We start from the raw sequence: 22,030 nt of genomic DNA, 5'->3' as shown, positions 1-22,030 counted from the left end.
AATATTTCTTATCTAAATAAACAATTAACTAAAAAACTATTTTATGCAGCAATTCAATCAATTTATAAATGGAAAATTTGTAAAATCCACTTCTACAGATGTAATCGAAATTTTAAATCCTTGTACAGAAGAGGTTTTATCTTTAATGCCTATTGGCAGTGTTGAGGATGCAAATCTAGCATTAGATGCAGCACAAGCTTCACAACACGGATGGAAGTCTCTTCCGGCAATTCAAAGAGCCAACTACTTAAATAAAATGGCCGATATTATTCGTGATAACAGAATATTTTTAGCAGAAACTTTAGCAGCAGAACAAGCAAAAGTAATGAGCTTAGCACAAATAGAAATTGATGTTACAGCAGATTACTTTGATTATTACGCTGGTTTTGCAAGAAGAATTGAAGGAGAAATTATACAAAGTGATCGTAGCAAAGAACACATCTTTTTACACAAAGCACCTATTGGTGTAGCTGTTGGTATTTTACCTTGGAACTTCCCTTTCTTTGTAATGGCAAGAAAAGTAGCAGGTTCTTTAATTACAGGTAACACTTGTGTTATAAACCCAAGTTCTATAGCGCCTAATACTGTTATGGAGTTTGCTAAATTAATAGAAGTTATAAAACTACCTGCAGGTGTATTAAATTACGTTTGTGGCAAAGGTAGCATTGTAGGTAATGCACTTTCTAAAAGTCCAATTACTGGTATTATTAGCTTAACAGGTAGTGTTGGTGCTGGTCAAATGGTAATGCAAGCAGCTTCAGAAAATATTACAAAAGTATCATTAGAATTAGGTGGTAAAGCGCCTGCAATTGTATGTGCAGATGCGAATCTAGAATTAGCAGTTAACGCTGTTGTTACTTCTAGAATTACCTTTAGCGGCCAAGTATGTAACTGTGCAGAACGTCTTTATGTAGAAGAATCTATCCATGATCAATTTTTAGACATGGTCGCAGAAAAGATGAAATCGGTAAAAGTAGAAGATGCTTTTTCTGAAAACAACCCAGATATGAGTGCCTTAGTGTCTAAAGCGCAATTAGATAAAGTTTCTGAAATGGTAGAATATGCCAAAAAAGAAGGTGCAGAAGTTATCGTTGGTGGATCAAGAACTCCTGGGTTTGATAAAGGATATTTTTACCAACCAACCTTAATAACAAACGTAAAACAAGAGATGCAAATTATACAAGAAGAAGTATTTGGTCCTGTTTTACCAGTGATGAAATTTAGCACTCTTGATGAAGCAATTGCTTTAGCAAATGACTGTGAATTTGGATTAACATCATCTATCTTCTCAGAAAACTTTAATAAAGTAATGCATGCTGCAGAAGAACTACAATATGGAGAAACATATATAAACAGAGAACATTTTGAAGCTATACAAGGTTTTCACGCTGGATGGAAAAAATCTGGTATAGGTGGTGCTGATGGTAAGCACGGTATGGAAGAGTATTTACAAACTAAAGTTGTGTACGCACAATACAGATAGTAGTAATTTCATTTTTATAAAAAGCACTTTTAATCTTTTAAGATACTAATAAATTATTAGTATCTTTTGAGAGTGCTTTTTAAACAAAAAAATACTTTTTTATGAGTGAAACAAAAAAAATACCCGTAGTATCTAAAGAGGTACTTATTCCTTTTATAATTATTACCTCATTATTTTCTTTATGGGGTTTTGCTAACGATATTACAAACCCAATGGTAGCAGCTTTTGGTACTGTTATGGAGATATCTACAGCAAAAGCAGCATTGGTACAATTAGCTTTTTATGGAGGTTATGCTACAATGGCAATACCAGCAGCTTTATTTGTTAGAAAATACAGTTATAAAAAAGGAATATTATTAGGTTTATCATTATATGCAATTGGAGCTCTATTGTTTTTTCCAGCGGCTCAGTTTGAAGTTTTTGGATTCTTTTTAGGCTCTTTATATATTTTAACTTTTGGATTGGCTTTTTTAGAAACAACTGCAAATCCATACATTCTTTCTATGGGTGATGAAAGAACAGCAACACAACGTTTAAATTTAGCACAAGCCTTTAATCCTATTGGGTCTTTGTTTGGAATGTTTGTAGCATCAAAATTTATTTTAGTTGCCTTAGATTCCGATAAAAGAAATGAAGCTGGAGAGTTAATTTTTAACACTTTAAGCGAGGCACAAAAAGCAATTATTAGAACGCACGATTTATCAATAATTCGAAACCCTTATGTAATTCTTGGGTTTGTTGTAATTGCAATGCTGGTTTTAATAGCACTTACTAAAATGCCAAAAAGAGATACAACTAAAACTTATTCTAGTGCTGCAGATTCTTTTAAAAGGTTATTTAAAAACGGAAAATACAAAGAAGGTGTTTTAGCTCAATTATTTTATGTAGCAGCACAAATTATGTGTTGGACATTTATTATTCAATATGCAGGGAATTTAGGTATTCCAAAAGCGACAGCACAAAACTATAATATTGTGGCCATGTCTATCTTTTTAGGAAGTAGATTTATTAGTACTTTTTTGATGAAATATGTAAATGCAAAAAAGTTATTAATGATTTTTGCGCTTTGTGCAATGGTTACAATTGCTGGTGTTATTTTAATTGAAGGAACACTAGGTTTATACTTATTAGTAGCAACTTCTGCCTTTATGTCTTTAATGTTTCCTACCATTTACGGTATTGCATTAGATGGTTTAAGCGAAGAAGATTCTGCTCTTGGTGCAGCTGGTTTAGTTATGGCAATTGTTGGTGGTGCATTAATGCCAATTTTACAAGGTTTAATGATAGATATGGAAAAAATTGGTCCTTTTTCTGGCGTTAATTTTTCTTTTATTCTTCCCTTTATTTGTTTTTGCTTTATTGCTTTTTATGGATATAGAACTTTGAAAATCTACAAATAAAATGACGAAACACTATTTTGCTTTAGACTTAAAAGATGATAAAAAACTTATTGAAGAATATAAAAAATATCATCAAGAAATTTGGCCAGAAATCACTGAAAGCATCATAGATTCTGGGATCATCAATTTAGAAATATTTAATACTGGCAATCGTTTATTTATGATCATGGAAGTTGATAACTCTTTTTCTTTTGAAAAGAAAGACAAACTCGACAAAGACAATATTAAAGTACAAGAATGGGAAACTTTAATGTGGAAATATCAACAAGCACTTCCGACTGCTAAAGAAGGTGAAAAGTGGGTTTTGATGGAAAAAATATATCAGTTAAAAGCATAGAAGAATTATAACATGGAAATAAAAATAAATCCTAAATATCCTTCCGTAACAGATTTAAGGAAAAGAGCGAAGGTTAAAATGCCAAAATTTGCTTTTGAATATTTAGATGGAGGTTGTAACGAAGATATTAATTTAGATAAAAACCGTACAGATCTTCAGAAGATAGAATTAATGCCACAGTATTTATCAAAATTTGATAAATCTGATTTAAGAACAGAGTTATTTGGGCATACATACGATGCTCCTTTTGGTATAGCACCTGTGGGCTTACAAGGCTTAATGTGGCCAAATTCTCCAGAAATTTTAGCAAAAGCAGCCTTTGATCACAATGTACCATTTATTTTAAGTACCGTTACCACTTCTAGTATAGAACGTATCGCAGAAATAACTGAAGGAAAATCTTGGTTTCAATTATATCACCCAGCAGAAGAAAAAGTTAAAAGAGATTTATTAGACAGAGCTGCTAACGCAGGAACTGATGTTTTAGTAATTTTAGCAGATGTACCTACATTTGGTTATAGACCAAGAGATGTTAGAAATGGTTTAGCAATGCCACCATCTATGAGTTTAAAAACTATTATTGAAGTTTTAAAAAAGCCTGATTGGGCAATTAAAACGTTAATTCATGGTCAACCTGCTTTTAAAACTTTAGAACCTTACATGCCTAAAGGATTAAATATGAAAAAATTAGGCGAATTTATGGATGTAACTTTTTCTGGACGTTTAAACGAAGACAGAATAGCATCAATAAGAGACCAATGGAAAGGAAAATTAGTAATTAAAGGTGTTGTAAATAAAATGGACGCAGAAAAGGCCATTAAATTAGGTGTTGATGGATTAATTGTATCTAATCACGGAGGAAGACAATTAGATGCAGGACAATCTTCTATTGTACCAATGACACATTTGTCAAAAAAATATAAAGACGACATCAAAATAATGGTAGATTCTGGTTTGCGTGGTGGGCCGGATATTGCCAGAGCAATGGCAAATGGAGCAGAATTTACATTTATGGGACGTAGTTTTATGTATGGTGTTGGTGCGTTAGGTAGAGAAGGTGGTAATCATACAATTTCTTTGATGAAGCGTGAATTTCAGCAAGTTATGGAACAACTTTGTTGTGAAAGAGTAAAAGACTTGCCTTTACATTTAATAAAATAGACTATTAACATCCTAGTTTAAAAACTAGGATGCTAATAGTTAACTTTAAAGAACATTAATATTTTTGTATTAATGTTCTTTATTTAATTGTAATCGTTTCTAAATGAACCGGAACAATCACTTTTGATTTTGGTGATGCCAACTTAACTTCTTCTAAAAAAGGGTTGATTTTTTTCTCGATAGCACTTTCTTGAGAAAATCCGTAAGGCACTCTAAAATTATCCCAATGTGTTGGTATTACTATTTTAGGAAAATTTGTTAACTTCATTAATCGCTCTGTATATTTATAAATTTCTAATCTAGAAAAATTAACGCCTGGTAAAATAATATCTGGCTTTAAACCATCTACTTCTCTTTCTAAAAAATTCATAGATCCTGCAGTTAAAACTTTATGATTTTTAAAACGAATTAAAAACATTAAAGATTTTCCTTCTATAAAATCTTCTAATTTTAATGGCAATTCTATTTCATCAGTATGCATTCTAGAATCGTAATAATGTTTATCATTTAATGCAGAATGAATTGATGGAATTACTCTTACAGAAAACTCTTCAAACTGATAATCTTCTCCACCTCTTACTCTAAGTAATTGCTTTTCTGGAATTCCGTACGCTTTTAAAATTTTACAACTTGTTTCTGTAGCAATTACCATTGCACCCGTTTTTTTTGCGATGTAAGGAACGTCTGCCAAATGATCTAAATGCGAATGATGTACCAAAATAAAATCGACCTTTTTAGTCAATATTTTATTGATTGTTACAGTATCTGATACATAAATATCTGATGGATAATAATTTTTACGAGTATCGTCTTTACTGTTTGATGGACTATCGCCTAATTTTAATCTAGAGATGTATGGATCAACTAAAATATTTAAATCTCCTTCTGTCATTTCCCAACCTGCACCACCAAAATATTTTAATTTTAATTCTTGTGCTTTACTATTCTGAGAAAAATTAAAAACAAATATCAATAAGAAAAATGATTTTAATATTGAACTCGTTTTTGATGTTTTATTATTTATTTTCATGTGTTATTTCTTATAATTAATCATAAACTTCTACAATTAATTCTATTTCTACAGCTTGTGCTCTTGGCAAAGAAGCCATACCGATTGCAGCTCTGGCGTGTTTTCCTTTTTCTCCAAAAACATCAACCATTAAATCTGAAAATCCATTAATAACTTTTGGTTGTTCTACAAAATTAGGATCTGAGTTTACCATCCCTAAAACCTTAACAATACGTTTTACTTTGTTTAAATCTCCTAACATATGTTTTAAAACTGCTAGTTGATTAATTGCAGTTAATCTTGCAGCAGCATAACCTTCATCAATCGTAATGTCTTGTCCTAATTTTCCAGTTATTTCAGTTCCATCAACACGTTTTGGTCCTTTACCTGCTAAAAAAATAAGATTCCCAGTTCTAACTCCGTTTACATAATTTGCAACAGGTTGCGGCGGACTTGGCAACACAATATTTAATTCTTTTAATTTTGCTTCTGGGTTGTAATCTTTATCTGGAGTTTCTTTTGGTGATTGTTTTGCACAACCAACCATTAAAAGAGCAACAAAAAGTAACTTTATAATTTTACTCATAATTTTAATATTTAATTTCTTTTCTGTTTTATAAATTTTTAAACACTAGATTATTCTGCTGGTATAAAATCTGCTGCTTTCCATAACGGATTACTTTTGTAATAATTTCCGTTTGTAACTACCGCAGAAACAGTTCTTATATTAGAAATATCTTCTAAAGGGTTTCTATCTAAAATTGCAATATCTCCTTCTTTACCTATTTCTAAAGTTCCGGTTTTATCACCTAACCCCATTGCTGTTGCCGGAATAATAGTCGCTGTTTTTATTGCTTCTAAAGGAGTTAATCCTCCATATTCTTGATACGTCTCCAACTCTAAATACAAACCAAAAACAGGCACAATATTATCTGTTCCTGCAACAATTGGCACTCCTGCTTTATAAAATTGACCCAAAATCCCCATTGCTTTTATATAATCTGCTTTGGCAGTTTCAGCACGTTTTACAGATAAACCTGTTCTAAATCTTTTACCTTCAAATAACTCATATGCAATTCTATCAGAAAATGGTTCTATACTTTCTAACACAGATCCTTTTGTCATACCTCTTGCAACATCTAAAGCTATTGTAGGGTCTAAAACTGTTTTATGTTTTAACAGAAATGCAATCGCATCATCTATTTGTTTTTGAGAAATATCATTTTTACTGATATAATAACTCCCTAATTCTTTTACTGTTTTATTAGGAAACAAAACAGTTAAGATTCTAGAACGGTGACTTAACATATCCATTCCGGCTTCAATAGCTCCACGCGCATTACCAATTGCATTTGGTACATGACCTGTAATAGACATACCTCTTTTGTGTCCTTCTTCTGCTAATACTTTTGTTAATTCTTCACTTACAGACGAATAAATTTTTATCTGTTTATATCCATTAGAAAAATACAAATTAGCAACTTCTTTTGCTTCTTGTTCTGTTCTTGCTCTTACCACTCCGTTACCTTGTATTCCTGCTCCGTCAGTCATTCCTGCTAATAAAATATCTGGACCAATAGCGCCTTCTTTTGCAATAGCATCTCTAAACGATGTCGCAAATTCAAGCTCATTTCCATTATCACGAATTGTAGTAATTCCACCTGCTAAATAAGCTGGCGCCCAATCTACTTGATTAGAATGTGCATGCATATCCCACAAACCAGGAATTAATGTTTTGCCTTTTACATCAACAATTTCTGCTCCTTCAGGAATTTCTACTTCAGAACGTTTTCCTATTTTAGAAATAGTTCCGTCTGTAATAATTAAAGTCATATCTTCTTTTGCAACATTGCTTAGTCCATCAACAATATTTCCTCCAACAAATGCTTTTACTTTTGATTGAGTACCTTTTAAATCTTTGGTGAATTTTGATAATGCAGCCATTTCTTCTTCAACATTTCCTTGAACAAAAAATGGTTTTGCTTCTTCATATCCTTTTTTAATATACTCGCGTATTTGCGTATTTGCTTTTACAAGCGCTACTAAATTGTTAGATTCATCTACCCAAATAGTTCTTCCTCCCCAATTAATCCCATCTACAACATATCTTTTTAAAGGCACTTTTTCGCCTTTAATTGTTACTATATCCTCTTGGATAAAATTCATTGTAATTTCTCCTCTTGGTAAAATAGGAATACTTCCTGTACCCCCTTGTTGAAAGTAATAATGATATAACATCATTTCTATCCCCGCAGGAATATTACTATGTACTGGAAAAAAATCTTTGGTTTCTGTCTTTACAAAATCTCTATTTTTTTCCCAAATAGAAATACCCTCAGAAGTTTTTTTAACTTCTAAATTAACAATAGTATCATTGCTTGTTAAACGTCTATTTAAGTAAAAAGAAGGTTTTAAATTCTTATCTAAATGCAATTCTGCTTCTACTCCTGTAATTCTACCTCTTTCATTTTCTCCTTGAAGTGATTTTACAATAATAGAATCTTTAGTGGATGTAATTGAATACGATTCTTCACCAATTAAAGATTGCCTTCTATATACTAAAAAAGACCCTTCATCTTGTATGTTTTCCCATTTTGAAGGAGCTGTTGAACAACCTGTTACTAAAAGTAATACCGCTAATTTTAGCAAATAACTTGCTTTATTTAGCTTGAATTTGTTTTTATCTATCATTTTAAAATTTTTAATATTATAAGTCTCTATTTTGATTAAAATCAAGGGAATTTTGGTGTGAATCTATTAAAGTAAAATAGATTTAATTCATCTGAATTACTTTCTATAATATCTAGTTTTTTATCTCCATTTAAATCTGAAGTTAAAATATCGTATGTACTAAACTTTTGATCATTCAATTGTATTTTCTGCCAAGTTGAGGCATTCTTAGAATTGATAAAAACATTGTTTGGTGCTGCTACATTACCAACAATAATATCTATTTCTCCATCGCCATTTAAATCGCCAATAGATAAAGAATATGATTTATCAGAACTATCATCAAATACTACTTTACGATCATAAGTTCCGTTTTTACTTCCAAAATAAATAACATTAGGCTCGCCAATATTTGCAGTAACTATATCCATAAAGCCATCTTTATCAAGATCTATAACCGCAACAGATCTTGTAACATCTTTACCTGTACCGTAAGCTATTTTTTTGGTAAATTTTAAGTTTCCGTCATTAAAGTATACGTAATTTGGTTGATCATCTCTATTTGCTAAAATCAAATCTAAATTTCCATCACCATTCATATCAGCAACCTCAACATCAATTGTAGAATCTTTTTTACTACCAAAACCTATCACTTTTGTAAAAACACCTTTACCGTTATTTAAACAAATTTCATTTTCACTCCCTCTGTTAGTTATTAAAATATCGACATCTCCATCATTGTCTAAATCTGCAACCACAATGTTTCTTGTATGTCCGTATTTATCACCAAAAGAAGCTCCTTTAGTAAAGTTTCCTTTTCCGTCGTTTATAAAAATAAAATTTGGCGCCATATCATTACCAACCGCAATATCCAAATCTCCATCTCCATCAAAATCTGCTAACTCTGTAGAATAACTCGTTTCTTGTTCTGTGCCTAAATTTTTAGAAACGGTAAAAATACCGCGTCCGTTATTTACAAAAACTCGGTTTTGACCTGGCCAATGCCTACCATTTGCCTGTACAATATCCATATCGCCATCATTATCAATATCACCAATTCCCATAGAAGCTGTTCGTTCTTTATGGATTCCTAAAATGGTTCTATTACTATTAAAAAAGTTGGATTTCTGAGAATGAACAGAAAGCATACAAGTTGAAAAAAATGCTATAAAAAGATACTTCTTCATTTTATGATTATTTGTTTAAATCTATTTTTAATTGATTATGATTTTAAGGTTTCTTTAAAATATCTTAACCAATTGAGTCCTAATATTTTTTCGATATCGCCTGTACTATATCCTCTTTTATCTAATATTTTTGCTACTTGTAAATAACGATCTGGTTTATCTAATTCGGGAATCCAAGGTGGCCATTGTACTTTATAAGATGGTTTAAATCTTGTTAATCTAGGTTCGTACCAATTTTCTCTGGTTGCGCCAGTTGCTTGTAAACCCTGAATTGCAAAGTCTGCAGCAACACCAACATGATCTATTCCAGCAATTTTAACTGCATGATCTATGTGATCTACATAGGTTTCTATGGTTGTTTTTGTTCCTAATTCTGGACCAATCATATAACCTAAACAAATTACACCCATAATTCCACCTTTGTCTGCCATGGCTTTTATTTGACTGTCTGGCTTAGCTCTTGGATGATTTTTATATAAAGACTCACACATTGTATGATTAAAACAAGCTCCGGTTTTACTAAATTTAATTCCGTCGTTGGTAGTTTCTTTTCCGCAATGCGATAAATCAATTATAATTCCGAGTTCGTTCATACGCTCTACCGCTTCTATTCCAAAGTCTGACAAACCGCAATCTGTACGTTCTGTACTTCCATCACCTAACAAATTTCTTTGATTATAGGTTAATTGAATCCAACGTGTACCTGCATTGTATAAAGTATCTAAATTTTTAATAGATTTCTCCATCATTGTGGCATTTTGAAATCCGTATAAAACAGCAGTTTTGTTTTCTTTTTTTGCTCGGATAAAATCGTTTGCAGTGGTTGCTTTTATTAAAACATCTGAATTGTTTTTTATACGATTATCCCATTCTGCAATGTTGTTTAAAGCTGATTTTAAATTTCCGGAAAGCAAAGAAGTACTAAAACCAGAATAACCAGATTTTGCTAAAGCATCAAAAGAATCTTGATTCCATCCTTTAGGGATAACAAGTCCGTCAATAACCATTGCTTTTTTGTACAATTCTTCTATTTTATTGTCAGAAATATTTGACAATAAACCATTTGACAGATTGTGATTAGCATCTACATTTAATGACTCTAATATCGAATTAAAAGCACCTAGTGTTTGCTTTGGAAAAAATGCGCCTAATGACAATAGTTTTACTAAATTTCTACGAGTTTGTTCCAAAATATGTTCTTTTAAATTACTTAAATAATATGTAAAAACTTGTGTACACACATTGAAAAAAGACATCAAATTTTATCAATGCATGTAACAAGTATTTATTTTACAGGCTACTAATTGTACCCTAGATTTTGTTCTATATTCGGGTTCACATCTGTTTCATCCTGAGGTATTGGTAATATATTTGTATCATCTGCATAAGGAATATAACAAGTACTAGATGTACATTCTGTTCTTACAATATCTTGCTTTCTACGCATTAAATCCCATAATCTTTGTCCTTCAAAACAAAGTTCTAATCTTCTTTCTAGAAAAATAGCATCTAATAAATCATCACCAGTACTTGTTGTGCTTGTTGCTGTTGGCAATGCTCTTGTACGAATTACATCTAAATCTTCTTGAGCTCCTGTAATATTAGTTCCTATTTGCGCTCTTGCTTCTGCTCTAATTAAATAGATTTCTGCAAGACGTACAACTTTTACATTATCATAACCTAAAACATCAGAATATTTATTAACTCTATACGGAGCGTAATCTCCTGCTAAATTTGTATCTTCTACAAAAACACCCATTCTTACATCTTCTGCATCATATAAAGAAACTACATCATTAGATGGCAAATAATCTCCATAACCACCTTCTGCTGCAGAAAGGTATAAACCTGCAATACCATTACCACCAACATTATCAGATTCTGTCATAGAAATCTCAAAAATAGATTCTGAGGTATTATCGTTATTCCATAAGGTTAAATAATTTTCATTATCAACCAAACTATAACCTGCATTAATTACATCTGTTGCCATTGCTTCTGCATTTACCCAATCTTCTTTGTATAAGTAAACTCTAGATAATAATGCTTTAACTGATGTTGCTGATAGTGTATTAGAATTAGAAGTTCTAGATGTATCATTCATTAAAGATAATGCCGTAGTCATATCTGAAATTATTTGATTATATACTTCTTCAACCGTATTTCTTGCTGGTTCTAATGTTGGATCGAACTTTAAAATTAACGGTACACCTGCATGACTTGCATCTGTTGTGTAAGTATAATGCTGTGCAAAAAGTTTTACCAAATCAAAATAAATTAAACCCCTTAAAGCATGTGCCTCTCCTAAAATATGGTCTTTACTATCTTGAGATGCTTCTGTAACTTCTACATCAGAATTAATGATATTATTTAGAGCATTGTTTGCAAAATACATTCCTGTCCATAAAGCACTAGCCTGACCGTCTGATACGTTTTGTACATGCTCTGCATAATCTACAATTCTATTTGCTGATAAATTTTGTTTTACATCATCCGCTAAAACATCCGGAATCATAAACATATATCTACCGTAATAATATGCGCCTTGCATTTCATCATACACACCAGTAATAGATGTTTCTAAATCTTCTAAGTTTGTAATAGCTTCTTCATTTGCTACTGAAGATTGAGGAGTAAGTTCTAAAAATGATTCTGAACATGATAAGAAAAACCCTACCATAATCAATAGTAATATTTTATTATATTTTTTCATGAGTGTTTTTTTATAGTTTAATATCTAATCCTACAGAAATAGTTTTCATAGCTGGTGTTAATCCATTATAACTACCACTTATAGACTGTTCTGGATCTATATACAAATCTTTATCTTTAGTAAAAGTTAATAAATTTGTACCTCTTACATATAATCTAGCCGAATTAAGATTTAAAAAAGAAATTACTTTTTTAGGAAAATCATATGCAGCTGTTACATCTTTTAAACGGATAAAACTACCATCATACAACCATCTTGTAACATTCGCTTGGTTACTACCAGATTGTCCTCCCCATTGAAACCTAGGAAATAAAGCATCTGTTTTACCTTCTACCCATCTGTTTTCGAACACATAAGTGGCCGTACTTCTTGGTGTTAATCTACCATCACCTAAACTACCACGTGCTCTACTATCAAATAAATAATTACCAGAAGAATACATAAAGTTTGCATTTAAACTAAACCCTTTGTAAGAAAAAGAAGTATTAAAACCACCATAAAAATCTGGTGTTGCAGATTTACCAGATAAATAACGTTCTGCATCTCCAATATCATTGGTTATTGTAGTTTCGCTAGCATCTGTATAATATTGTACATCTCCGTTTGTTTGATCTACACCTGCCCAACCATACATATAAAAAGACTGAAAATCTTCACCGACTTGTCTTCTAAAAGCTCCGTCTGTGTAATCTTCATCTAAATCTGTAATTTCATTTTTTATGAATGTGGTATTAAAACCAACACTCCATCTAAAATCATTCTTGTTTATAATGTTTGCATTTAAAGTAATTTCTAAACCTTTATTAGACATAGAACCAAAGTTTTGCGTAAGTTCTGTAAAACCAGTAGTTGGAGAAATAGGAACATCTAAAATAAGATCTGATGAAAGTCTATCAAAATACTCTACAGTACCGTTAATTTTACCAAATAAACCAAAATCTAAACCAACATTAAAGTTCTCTTGAGTTTCCCAAGTAAGATCTGGGTTTGCCAATTGCTGAGGAGTCCCTCCTGGAGAACCATCGTAATCATCTCCGTAACCATACAATCCTAAAGATGCAAAATTACCAATAGCTGCATTACCTGTTAAACCGTAAGATGTTCTTAATTTTAATAGATCGATAAAAGAAATATCATTAATAAAATCCTCTTTAAACATATTCCAGCTTGCTCCTACTGAATAGAAAGTTCCATACCTGTTATCTGCTCCAAACCTTGAAGACCCATCATGTCTTAAACTACCAGAAAGAAAATACTTATTATCATAATTGTAATTTCCTCTTAAAAAAGTTGAATTAAAAGTGTATTCTGTTTTTGTTCCAGAAACCGCATATTCCGCTGCTGCTGTACTTAATGTTTTAACTACATCGTTAGGAAAATCTGAACCTGAAGCAGAAAATGATTCACGCGTTGTTTGTTGTGCTTCATAACCTGCTAAAAAGTTTAAATTATGATTTTCATTTAAAGTTAAACTATAATCTAACGTTTGTGTACCTACCCATGTTTTACTAGTTGTATTTGCTTCGTAAGCATAACCGTTTGTATCATAACCAGTACCGTAACGTCTGTTGTAATAAATAGACTCGTTAATACTTAAAATATCAAAATTCCATTGAGATCTAAACACTAAATTTTCTAAAGGAGTAATTGTTAATGCTAAATTATCAATGATTCTATTTGTTTTTGTTTCCCAATTATCTTCTCCACTTAAACTACCAACAGGGTTACTACCAATTGGAAAATAAGCAAGATGATCTGCATTGTATTGCCCTTCATCATCATAAATAGGAATTAATGGCGATAATTCTAAAGTACTCTTAAAAGGATTGTTCCAAGAACCTGCATCTGGTGCTGTTGTAGATGTAATATCTGCAATTGAAATATTATTAGAAATCGTAATATAATCACTTGCTTTATATTCTAAATTAGTTCTACCACTAAATCTAGAAAAATCGTATCCTATTATATAACTTCCTTGTTCCATAAAACCACCAGACATAAAGTATTTTACTTTATCTGTAGCTCCTCTTACGCTTAGATCATAACTTTGAGTAATACCTGTTCTTGTAATAGCATCTAACCAATTTGTATCTGTAGCTTCACCCGTAGAAGGATCTATTTGTTGCGTATAATAGTTATCTAATTGTGTTTGCGCTTCTGCTTCTGTAAGACCCAAATTTACATATCCTTCAATATATAATTCTTTATATTGAGCTGCATTTAAAGGTTTTAAAATGTTTTTAGAAGCTTGTGAATTAAAACCTGTAAGTGTTTTTAACTCTATAGTTGCTTTACCGGTTTTACCTTGTTTTGTCGAGATTAAAATAACACCATTTGCTCCTCTAGACCCATAAATTGCTGTAGAAGCTGCATCTTTTAAAACACTAATACTTTCTATGTCATTAGGGTTAATAGACGCCATTACGTTAGAACTTGCACCATCATTATCATTTGTAGACTGGCTACCTGCCTGAATAGGAATACCATCTATAACATATAAAGGCTCACTAGACGCATTAATAGAACCAATACCTCTAATTCTAATTTCTGTATTTGCTCCTGGCGCTCCATCAAGTGCACTTGCTTGTATCCCTGCTATTCCACCTCTAAGCGATTGCTCAAAAGAAGAGGTTGGTGCTTGTTGTAAATCTGCACTTTTAACAATTGCAACAGAACCGGTTAACTCTTCTTTTTTTTGAGAACCATAACCTACAATAACAACCTCATCTAAAGCAGCTGTACTTTCTTCCATTTTAATATCTATAACAGATTTATCTCCAACTGCTACAGTTTGTTTTAACATACCAATGTAAGAGAATTCTAAAACAGATTCTTTTGTTACTTTAATAGAGTATTTACCGTCAAAATCTGTTTCTGTACCTGTAGATGTACCTTTTATTCTAACGCTTACACCTGGTAAAGCATAACCTTCTGCTTCTGTAACAGTACCAGTAACTACTTTTTCTTGAGCTATTTGACTAATTACTAATGAAACTGTTGGTTTTGGTTGTATTTTTTTAACAATTACTTGTTTACCATCAACCTTATAAGTTAAATTAGTTTTAGAAAAGGCTTTGTCTAAAACCTTAATAATATTAGCTTCATTAAGTTTTATTGATACTTTTCTATTTGTATTTAAAACATCATCTTTATAAAAGAACATGTAATCGCTTGAACCTTGAATTTCTTTAAAAAATTCTTCAATTGATATCTCTTTTACATCAATATTTATTTTCGTTTGCCCCATCAACGGATTTACATTACCTGCTGTGATTCCTAAACTAATTAATAATAGAAATATTCTCATAAGTATTAAAATTCCTGTGCGTGAGTTTTTTTTCATATTTTTGTTTTTGATAATTAAATTTTGCTGTTCTCTACAGCAATGTGATTAAAATAAGCCAGAAGATGTTGGCGCATCTTCTGGTCTTTTTAGTAATTCAAATAATAGTTTCACTTCATAAATTATTTCTGTTTAATTAATAGTTATCTTATTTGCTTCAATAATATATTTCATATTTGTACTTGCGCTAATGTTTTTAACCACTTTATCTATATTTTCATTTAAATCTAAATAACCAGAAAACTTTTCTTTGGCTAACTCTTCATTTTTAATATCTATTTTTAAATTGTAGTATCTAGCAATACGATTCATTACATAATGCAAATCATTATTTTTAAAGATTAAAAATCCATCTCTCCAAGAAAAATAATTATTTACATTCACTTTTTCTGATATTATACTCTTACTCTCTTTATTATAAGTCGCCTTTGTGCCTGGTGTAATTTTAATTTTATCTGAATAATGATGTAATTCTGGATCATTATGATAATTAATTTGTACACTTCCACTTTTTAACACTGTATTAATTACCCCTTCTTCAGGATAACTTGTTACTCCAAATACAGTTCCCAAAACTTTAACCTCCTGATCTTTAGACATCACAATAAAAGGATGATTTTTATCGTGAGCAACATCAAAAATTGCCTCTCCTTCTAAATATAATTCTCTTCTATCCCCATTAAAAGCTACAGGATATATTAGTTTAGAACCAGAATTTAACCAGACAATCGTTCCGTCTGAAAGATTTATTTTAGATCTTTTACCATAAGGGATTATCAAAGTGTTATATGCAATTTTACTATTTCTAGTAGTTTCTTGTTCTATCTCAGTATCACCACCGATTGTTAATTTATTACCAGTTTTAGAATAATTAATATTACTATCTTTCTTATCTATTTTTAAGTTCTCTCCATCACCTAAAACTAATACAACTTCATTTGCTTTACTAAAATCTATAGGTTTTGATGCATTTACAAAATCTGTTATTGAATTAGTTGGTTGGTTTTGATAATACAAAAAACCACCTATTAAAAAAACAAGTGAAAAAGCTAGACTCATTGCTAAACCTTTATTTCTTCTACTTCTTCTATAGCTAAGGTTATCAACAGAATTAAAAATCTTACTCTTTAAAGCTGTTTTCTCCAACTCTGTAATTGGTAAAATTTTAACTTTATTAGACTTATTAATTTTCATTTTTTATTTGTGTTCTCTTTTATTAATTTTTAAAAAGCTTTGGTTGAATATGATATAACTAATAGCACATCTTTAGTTTATTATAGACATAAAATTTATTTTTTTACAAGAAACAACAGGTTAATTCTAAGAACAAAACAGTAAAATTTAATTTTCTTAATGCTTTAATTGCTCTGTATACAGATGTTCTAGCAGACTCTACAGAAACCCCTATTATCATAGAAATTTCTTCGTAAGATTTTTCTTGATCAAACTTTAAAATCAAGACTTCTCTTTGTTTATCACTTAAAGTTTCCATTGCTTTTTTTAATCTCGTATTTCTTTCGAAAATATGCTCTTCTTTTATGATCTCTTTTTCACAAGAATCTGAATGCTTTTTATTCATAGCATCTATTTCGTAATCAAAATCATCTAAAGAAACAGAAGTATTTTTTTTATGATATTTTTTATTAATCTTTCTTTTTAAAGATTTAAAAAGATAATACTTAACATTATCAGTTTTAGAAAGGCTATTTCTATATTTATATAAATCCACAAACAAATCGTGAATACAATCCATAACATACCCTCTATCTTTAGAGTGATACATTCCGTAAGAAAATAATATATTTACATACCTATCATAAAGCTCTCCTAAAGCTATTTTTTTCCCTTTCTTTAATTCTTTCCAAATTAAAGCATCAGATTTCTCTTTAGGAAAAATATCACTTTCGCTCGTTTCTACTACTTGATCTATTGCAGAGGTATTAAGATTATTTTTTGCTACTAAAGCCAATGCGAGCTCTCCATATTCTTGCATAAATTTCTACTTTATATTCTTACTCTATTAAAAGGGTTGTAAGGGCAACACAATATATTAAGTAAACCTTTTTAGTTTTATAGACTAAATTATCATATAATTATTAAAAAAGATGATTTAAAGAAAAAAATTAAATAAAAATATTATTTACATAAAAAAAAAGCACTAAAATTACCATATCACAACTTATACCTCAATATACAAAACAATAAAAAGCTTATATTTATTCAAAAATTAAAATGAAATATAAATAGACAGAACAGTAATTACTATAATTATTTTTTGCTACTTATAAGTAATAAAAAAACCTATAAGATAAACATCTTATAGGTTTTTTTATTAAATCTTGTAACAATTTGTAAGTTTTATTTCAGCAGAAAGGAAGGGATTCGAACCCTCGATACCGTTGCCAGTATACTACCTTTCCAGGGTAGCTCTTTCGACCACTCAGACACCTTTCTAAATATACAAAGCTATCAGACCGTCTGGTGCTTCTACTTGTATTATTTTATTTTCTCTATCTACTTTTTTAATAAAATCATCAACCATAGGGATAAAAATTTCAGTTCCATCTCTGTCGATTTCAAAAAGTGGTTGTGCCGCTTTATCATTAATATGTACAATTGTACCTACTTTACCAAAATTGGCATCAACAACTGTAAACCCAATTACTTCGTGATAATAAAATTTATCACCTGTTAATTTAGGCAACATCGTATTCGGTAAATAAATTTCACATTTTAAAATAGAATCAGCCTCTTCTTCAGAATAAATATCTTCAAACTGAACACGTAACTGATTCCCTTTGTGCAATGAACTTTTTTCAATAAAAAATGGAACCAAGTTTGTGCCAAATTCGACATAAACTGATTCCATTTCTGTGTACAACTCAGGTTCGTCTGTATCTAATTTGATAACAACTTCCCCTTTAAAACTATATTTTGTTACGATTTTGCCTAAATAAAAACAATCTTCTTTACGCATAGTCGTATAAATTTATAATTTATTCTGCTGCTTTGTCTTCTGCTCCTTCTTCAGCAGCAACTTCTAATGCTTCTACCTCGTCACTTGCATCACCAGCCTCTTCAGTTTCTGGAGTTGCAGCAGCAATTCTTGCTTCGTTAACTGCTTTTTCTGCTGCAAATGCTTTTGCTTTTGCATCAGCTTCCGCTTTAGTTAAACCTTCTTCTTTTGCAGAAATTTTTGCATTTTTCTCTTCTAACCAAACTGTAAATTTTGCATCTGCTTGTTCTTGAGTTAAAGCTCCTTTTCTAACACCACCAACTAAATGGTTTTTTAACATTGCACCTTTATAAGACAAAATATTTTTTGCAGTATCTGTAGGTTGCGCTCCGTTTTGTAACCATTCTACAGCTTTATCAACGTTTAAATCGATAATTGCAGGGTTAACATTAGGATTGTAAGTACCAATTTTTTCTAAGTATTTACCATCTCTTTTTGCACGAGCATCAGCAGCAACGATCCAATAGAATGGCTTACCTTTTTTACCGTGTCTTTGTAATCTAATCTTTACAGACATAATTTGTTAATTTTTTAAGGTTCTCGACCTTGATTATTAATAATCTTACTATCTCGTAGTAAGTGGGCGCAAAAATACAAAATTATTTTAAAGTAACTAACTCTTTTGTTTATCAATAATTTACTTATTTAAATAAACTTTTAAGATGTTAAATAATAATTGCTTAACATAGAAACTTCTCTGAACATCTATTTTTAACCACTAAACTAGTTTATTATGTACAACACTACCAGACCAAATAATGAAGGTTTTAAAGATTTCGATCTTTTTTCTGAAATAAATAATTTAAAAATATTTTTTAATGAAGAAAACATACAAGAGATAAGCGTAAAAAAAAATGATTATATCTACCTACCTCCAAATAAAGAAAATTATATCTATGAAATTATTCAAGGTGCTGTAAAACTTGGTGGATATTCTGATGATGGAGAAAGTTTTGTTTATGAAGTTTTACCACATACAGAGTTTTTTGGTAATTTTAAATATCTAAATGGTCAATTTCAAGAATACTCTAAAGCAATAATAGATAGTAAAATTAGATTATATAATTTAGATTTTTTTAAAACAACTGTACTAATTAACCCTTTTATTTCTAACTGGTTTATTTCTTATCTAATAAAAAGATGGTGTGCTGCAGAAGTAAAATTAAAAAATATCAAAGAAAAACATCTCGAAGAAAGAATAATTTCTCTTCAGAATCACTACAGCGTTCCTATAGAAGATACCAATGGAAAATCTCATATTTTATTTAATTTATTAACTAAACAAGATATGGGTGACCTTATTGGGGTCACCCGTCAAACTGTTTCTTCTATATTACAGAAAGAAAAACAATTAATCTTTTAAAATTCCAGGAAATAAAACACCATCTTTACTATTAAAGTTAAGGTTAAGTAATTCACTTATAATTGGAGCTATATCTTCTAGTCCTAATTTTGATATTACTTTACCTTCAGAAATCCCTGCTCCCCATGTAATAAAACCAGTTTCTATTTGGTGAAAATCTGGAAAATAGCCGTGTGTACCTCCACTTCTTTTTGTTAAAACATCTCCAGAAAAACCTCCAGACATTGCAACACCTGGTATCGGGTTTAAAGCCAATACAACATTAGGGTCTGCACCAATACTTGTTAATTCTTCTTTCTCTACAATACGAAAAAGTTTTTTAACTGAATTTGGAAGGCTATTTAACTTTTCTCTAATTTTAGAAAGTGTTATTTTATCATTTTTATCTTTTAAATGTAAAAAAGCAGAAGCTCCTTGCGTATGAAAAGTAGCTTTCCAATCTCCTCTATTATTTTTTGACTCCATTAAGTTTTCTTCTACTAACCATATATTAGGATTTAAAGCTGAATGTATATCTACAAAACCATGATCTCCTGTAATTATAAAAGTTGTCTTATCTAAAATATTAGATTTTTCTGCTGCTTCTATAATTTTACCTATTGCTCTATCTACTGCTGCAATTGCTGTATGAACCTTTTTACCATTTCTACCTTGTTCATGCTGAAAATGATCTGTAGCAATTAAATGCACTGTCATTAAATTAGGTTTATACTTCGCTAAAACATAAGCTGCCATTTCCCCAGTTCTGTCTTCTCTAGTTAAATTATCTCCATTAAAAGTATCTTCATTCATTTCACCTAAAACAGCTGTCTCCATTTCTTCTAAAAGTCCTTTTGGTGTTTCATGATCTCTCATTGGTTCTATTCTACCATAATCTCTATCTAAAGTCCAAACTTCTGGAATATTATAATCTATTGCAGCTTCTACAGAAACTGGCCAAATAAAACTAGCACTTGTCTTCCCTACTTTCCTTACCGCATCCCAAAGCGTTTCTGTTTGTATCAAACTTCTTTCCCAATACCATTTTCCTGTTTGCCCTTTTTCTTCAAACGGACTATTATAATATATTCCGTGAGTTGCAGGAAAAGCTCCAGTAATAAGCGTTGTATGTGAAGGATAAGTTACTGAAGGAAAAATACCTCTTACCCCATTTGCACTTACCCCTTCTTTTGCCATATTTTTAAGGTTAGGTGCTGGCCATTTTGATTCTTGATAAAAATTAGGACGGAATCCGTCTATAGAAATTAAAATAACATGTTCTGATTTTGATTGCTCTTGAGCTATAGCATTCTGAATAGCAAGAATTAAAACTATTGTTATTAAATATAAATTTTTCATTTTTTCTCTTATTTAATTATAAATGTTGTGGTTACTGGTAAATGATCACTAATTTCTCTCATTTTTTTTGGTAAAAAAAGTTGAGGTACTGACGCAGAATTTTCTTTATATTCTTTATACATATTGGTATTCATCAATATATAATCTAACCTACGTTTAGGGTCATCTGAAGTGTGTGTCATTACTGTTCTTGGTAATGGATCTATAAATTTTTCTCTATTTCTTTTTTCATTTAGAAATAAATTAATTTCTTCACTACCTAATAAACTATTAAAATCGCCAACTACTAAAATATTTTTACTCTTGTCTTCTTTTAAGAATCTTTTAAACTGTTGTTTTAAAAAATTAATCTGACCTTTTCTCATTGCTATATTTCTTTCTCCTCTACCTGCTTTTAAATGAACACCAGTAAGTAAAAAATTATAATCTGGAGTAGGATACACTTCTAAAGACCACATTCTGGTGTTTAAAGTATTTTGTGTTTCTAATTGTCCTTCTTCATTTTTATACTCTAAAAGTGGCGTTGTTACATTGCCATAACCATAAATAACACCTAACGGAAACTTACTCATAACAACTACATTCATATACCAACCATGACTAGGTACATCTGCAAAATATTTATATCCCATATTTTGCAATTTTTCATCAGCAATACTTCTTAAAAATTTTGCACTTTCGAATTCTTGCAAAACAACAACATCTGCATCTATTTTTTTTAAAGCAATTGCTAAATTAGCTACTTTATCACCCATTAAAGAATCTGGTGTATTTTCTCTTTTAGAATCTATATAAGGGTCATCAAAAGAATCTACAAAATGCTCTACATTCCAAGAAAGAACTTTAAAACTATTTTCTTTAGAATAAACATATCCCGAAGGTATTACCTCTCCATTGTTTTTAGCGATATAACTTTCTTTAGAAAAGGAAACATCTTTTTCTATTAAGTTTTTAGAACTAACACATCCTATTAAAGTTAAAAATAGAATACTATAAATACTGTTTTTCAT

The 22,030-nt window shown here is 30.5% G+C and carries 18 protein-coding genes and 1 tRNA gene; 5 read left to right on the top strand and 14 right to left on the bottom strand.

Annotated elements, in window-relative coordinates; translation table 11 throughout:
* The first annotated feature begins 43 nt into the window (after positions 1-43).
* From aldA to ACJJVY_RS13055, 4 genes are all read left to right on the top strand, one after another.
* Positions 44-1,483: an aldehyde dehydrogenase gene (gene aldA, locus ACJJVY_RS13070; protein WP_405609461.1), complete on the top strand. Its 1,440-nt coding sequence runs from the start codon at positions 44-46 to the stop codon at positions 1,481-1,483.
* Positions 1,484-1,584: 101 nt separating this feature from the next.
* Positions 1,585-2,883, top strand: a complete 1,299-nt coding sequence (gene fucP / locus ACJJVY_RS13065; protein ID WP_405609458.1) for an L-fucose:H+ symporter permease — start codon at positions 1,585-1,587, stop codon at positions 2,881-2,883.
* 1 nt (position 2,884) lies between these two features.
* Positions 2,885-3,220: an L-rhamnose mutarotase gene (locus ACJJVY_RS13060; RefSeq protein WP_405609455.1), complete on the top strand. Its 336-nt coding sequence runs from the start codon at positions 2,885-2,887 to the stop codon at positions 3,218-3,220.
* Between the two features lie 12 nt (positions 3,221-3,232).
* On the top strand, positions 3,233-4,381 hold the full coding sequence (locus ACJJVY_RS13055) for an alpha-hydroxy-acid oxidizing protein (RefSeq protein WP_405609452.1): 1,149 nt from the start codon (positions 3,233-3,235) through the stop codon (positions 4,379-4,381).
* 79 nt (positions 4,382-4,460) lie between these two features.
* Here ACJJVY_RS13055 and ACJJVY_RS13050 read toward each other — a convergent pair whose 3' ends face one another.
* The 12 genes from ACJJVY_RS13050 to ACJJVY_RS12995 form a co-directional block, all read right to left on the bottom strand.
* Positions 4,461-5,411: an MBL fold metallo-hydrolase gene (locus ACJJVY_RS13050; protein ID WP_405609449.1), complete on the bottom strand. Its 951-nt coding sequence runs from the start codon at positions 5,409-5,411 to the stop codon at positions 4,461-4,463.
* Between the two features lie 16 nt (positions 5,412-5,427).
* Complete coding sequence (locus ACJJVY_RS13045; protein ID WP_405609446.1) at positions 5,428-5,976, bottom strand: RidA family protein; 549 nt, start codon at positions 5,974-5,976, stop codon at positions 5,428-5,430.
* 50 nt (positions 5,977-6,026) lie between these two features.
* Entirely contained in the window at positions 6,027-8,081 is a 2,055-nt protein-coding gene (locus ACJJVY_RS13040) for an amidohydrolase family protein (RefSeq protein WP_405609443.1), read from the bottom strand.
* A 41-nt stretch (positions 8,082-8,122) separates the two neighbouring features.
* Positions 8,123-9,247, bottom strand: coding sequence for an FG-GAP repeat domain-containing protein (locus ACJJVY_RS13035; protein WP_405609440.1), 1,125 nt, complete (start codon positions 9,245-9,247; stop codon positions 8,123-8,125).
* 35 nt (positions 9,248-9,282) lie between these two features.
* Positions 9,283-10,437 (bottom strand): dipeptidase, encoded by a 1,155-nt coding sequence (locus ACJJVY_RS13030; protein WP_405609437.1) that lies wholly within the window; start codon positions 10,435-10,437, stop codon positions 9,283-9,285.
* Positions 10,438-10,547: 110 nt separating this feature from the next.
* Complete coding sequence (locus ACJJVY_RS13025) at positions 10,548-11,960, bottom strand: RagB/SusD family nutrient uptake outer membrane protein (protein ID WP_405609434.1); 1,413 nt, start codon at positions 11,958-11,960, stop codon at positions 10,548-10,550.
* A 10-nt stretch (positions 11,961-11,970) separates the two neighbouring features.
* The gene (locus ACJJVY_RS13020) at positions 11,971-15,303 is read right to left on the bottom strand and encodes a TonB-dependent receptor (protein ID WP_405609432.1); all 3,333 of its coding nucleotides are present in this window, start codon (positions 15,301-15,303) and stop codon (positions 11,971-11,973) included.
* A gap of 132 nt (positions 15,304-15,435) precedes the next feature.
* Positions 15,436-16,497, bottom strand: coding sequence for a FecR family protein (locus tag ACJJVY_RS13015; RefSeq protein WP_405609429.1), 1,062 nt, complete (start codon positions 16,495-16,497; stop codon positions 15,436-15,438).
* A gap of 103 nt (positions 16,498-16,600) precedes the next feature.
* Positions 16,601-17,296: an RNA polymerase sigma factor gene (locus ACJJVY_RS13010; protein WP_405609426.1), complete on the bottom strand. Its 696-nt coding sequence runs from the start codon at positions 17,294-17,296 to the stop codon at positions 16,601-16,603.
* A gap of 374 nt (positions 17,297-17,670) precedes the next feature.
* A tRNA-Ser gene (locus ACJJVY_RS13005) sits at positions 17,671-17,757 on the bottom strand.
* Positions 17,756-18,280, bottom strand: a complete 525-nt coding sequence (gene rimM / locus ACJJVY_RS13000) for a ribosome maturation factor RimM (RefSeq protein WP_405609423.1) — start codon at positions 18,278-18,280, stop codon at positions 17,756-17,758. Before rimM ends, ACJJVY_RS13005 begins: the two co-directional genes overlap by 2 nt.
* Before the next feature lie 19 nt (positions 18,281-18,299).
* Entirely contained in the window at positions 18,300-18,836 is a 537-nt protein-coding gene (locus tag ACJJVY_RS12995; RefSeq protein ID WP_405609420.1) for a 30S ribosomal protein S16, read from the bottom strand.
* A gap of 216 nt (positions 18,837-19,052) precedes the next feature.
* Between ACJJVY_RS12995 and ACJJVY_RS12990 the strand changes: the two genes are divergently transcribed.
* Positions 19,053-19,682, top strand: a complete 630-nt coding sequence (locus ACJJVY_RS12990; protein ID WP_405609417.1) for a Crp/Fnr family transcriptional regulator — start codon at positions 19,053-19,055, stop codon at positions 19,680-19,682.
* On the opposite strand, the gene ACJJVY_RS12985 is transcribed toward ACJJVY_RS12990, so the two are convergent.
* Together ACJJVY_RS12985 and ACJJVY_RS12980 are read right to left on the bottom strand one after the other, a co-directional pair.
* Positions 19,671-21,020, bottom strand: a complete 1,350-nt coding sequence (locus ACJJVY_RS12985; protein ID WP_405609414.1) for an alkaline phosphatase family protein — start codon at positions 21,018-21,020, stop codon at positions 19,671-19,673. The two genes, ACJJVY_RS12990 and ACJJVY_RS12985, sit on opposite strands and share 12 nt — an antisense overlap.
* Positions 21,021-21,028: 8 nt before the next feature.
* Positions 21,029-22,030, bottom strand: coding sequence for an endonuclease/exonuclease/phosphatase family protein (locus ACJJVY_RS12980; RefSeq protein ID WP_405609411.1), 1,002 nt, complete (start codon positions 22,028-22,030; stop codon positions 21,029-21,031).

It is taken from the genome of Polaribacter sp. Asnod1-A03, assembly GCF_045063585.1.
Classification (GTDB): Bacteria; Bacteroidota; Bacteroidia; order Flavobacteriales; family Flavobacteriaceae; genus Polaribacter.
Note: the sequence above shows the minus strand (reverse complement) of the source record. Positions and strands in the feature narration are given on the sequence as shown.

Bases quoted from the DNA above. Each gene is read 5' to 3' on its own strand.
- aldA (WP_405609461.1), top strand. From the start codon at position 44: ATGCAGCAATTCAATCAATTTATAAATGGAAAATTTGTAAAATCCACT.
- fucP (WP_405609458.1), top strand. From the start codon at position 1,585: ATGAGTGAAACAAAAAAAATACCCGTAGTATCTAAAGAGGTACTTATT.
- ACJJVY_RS13060 (WP_405609455.1), top strand. From the start codon at position 2,885: ATGACGAAACACTATTTTGCTTTAGACTTAAAAGATGATAAAAAACTT.
- ACJJVY_RS13055 (WP_405609452.1), top strand. From the start codon at position 3,233: ATGGAAATAAAAATAAATCCTAAATATCCTTCCGTAACAGATTTAAGG.
- ACJJVY_RS13050 (WP_405609449.1), bottom strand. From the start codon at position 5,411: ATGAAAATAAATAATAAAACATCAAAAACGAGTTCAATATTAAAATCA.
- ACJJVY_RS13045 (WP_405609446.1), bottom strand. From the start codon at position 5,976: ATGAGTAAAATTATAAAGTTACTTTTTGTTGCTCTTTTAATGGTTGGT.
- ACJJVY_RS13040 (WP_405609443.1), bottom strand. From the start codon at position 8,081: ATGATAGATAAAAACAAATTCAAGCTAAATAAAGCAAGTTATTTGCTA.
- ACJJVY_RS13035 (WP_405609440.1), bottom strand. From the start codon at position 9,247: ATGAAGAAGTATCTTTTTATAGCATTTTTTTCAACTTGTATGCTTTCT.
- ACJJVY_RS13025 (WP_405609434.1), bottom strand. From the start codon at position 11,960: ATGAAAAAATATAATAAAATATTACTATTGATTATGGTAGGGTTTTTC.
- ACJJVY_RS13020 (WP_405609432.1), bottom strand. From the start codon at position 15,303: ATGAAAAAAAACTCACGCACAGGAATTTTAATACTTATGAGAATATTT.
- ACJJVY_RS13015 (WP_405609429.1), bottom strand. From the start codon at position 16,497: ATGAAAATTAATAAGTCTAATAAAGTTAAAATTTTACCAATTACAGAG.
- ACJJVY_RS13010 (WP_405609426.1), bottom strand. From the start codon at position 17,296: ATGCAAGAATATGGAGAGCTCGCATTGGCTTTAGTAGCAAAAAATAAT.
- rimM (WP_405609423.1), bottom strand. From the start codon at position 18,280: ATGCGTAAAGAAGATTGTTTTTATTTAGGCAAAATCGTAACAAAATAT.
- ACJJVY_RS12995 (WP_405609420.1), bottom strand. From the start codon at position 18,836: ATGTCTGTAAAGATTAGATTACAAAGACACGGTAAAAAAGGTAAGCCA.
- ACJJVY_RS12990 (WP_405609417.1), top strand. From the start codon at position 19,053: ATGTACAACACTACCAGACCAAATAATGAAGGTTTTAAAGATTTCGAT.
- ACJJVY_RS12985 (WP_405609414.1), bottom strand. From the start codon at position 21,020: ATGAAAAATTTATATTTAATAACAATAGTTTTAATTCTTGCTATTCAG.
- ACJJVY_RS12980 (WP_405609411.1), bottom strand. From the start codon at position 22,030: ATGAAAAACAGTATTTATAGTATTCTATTTTTAACTTTAATAGGATGT.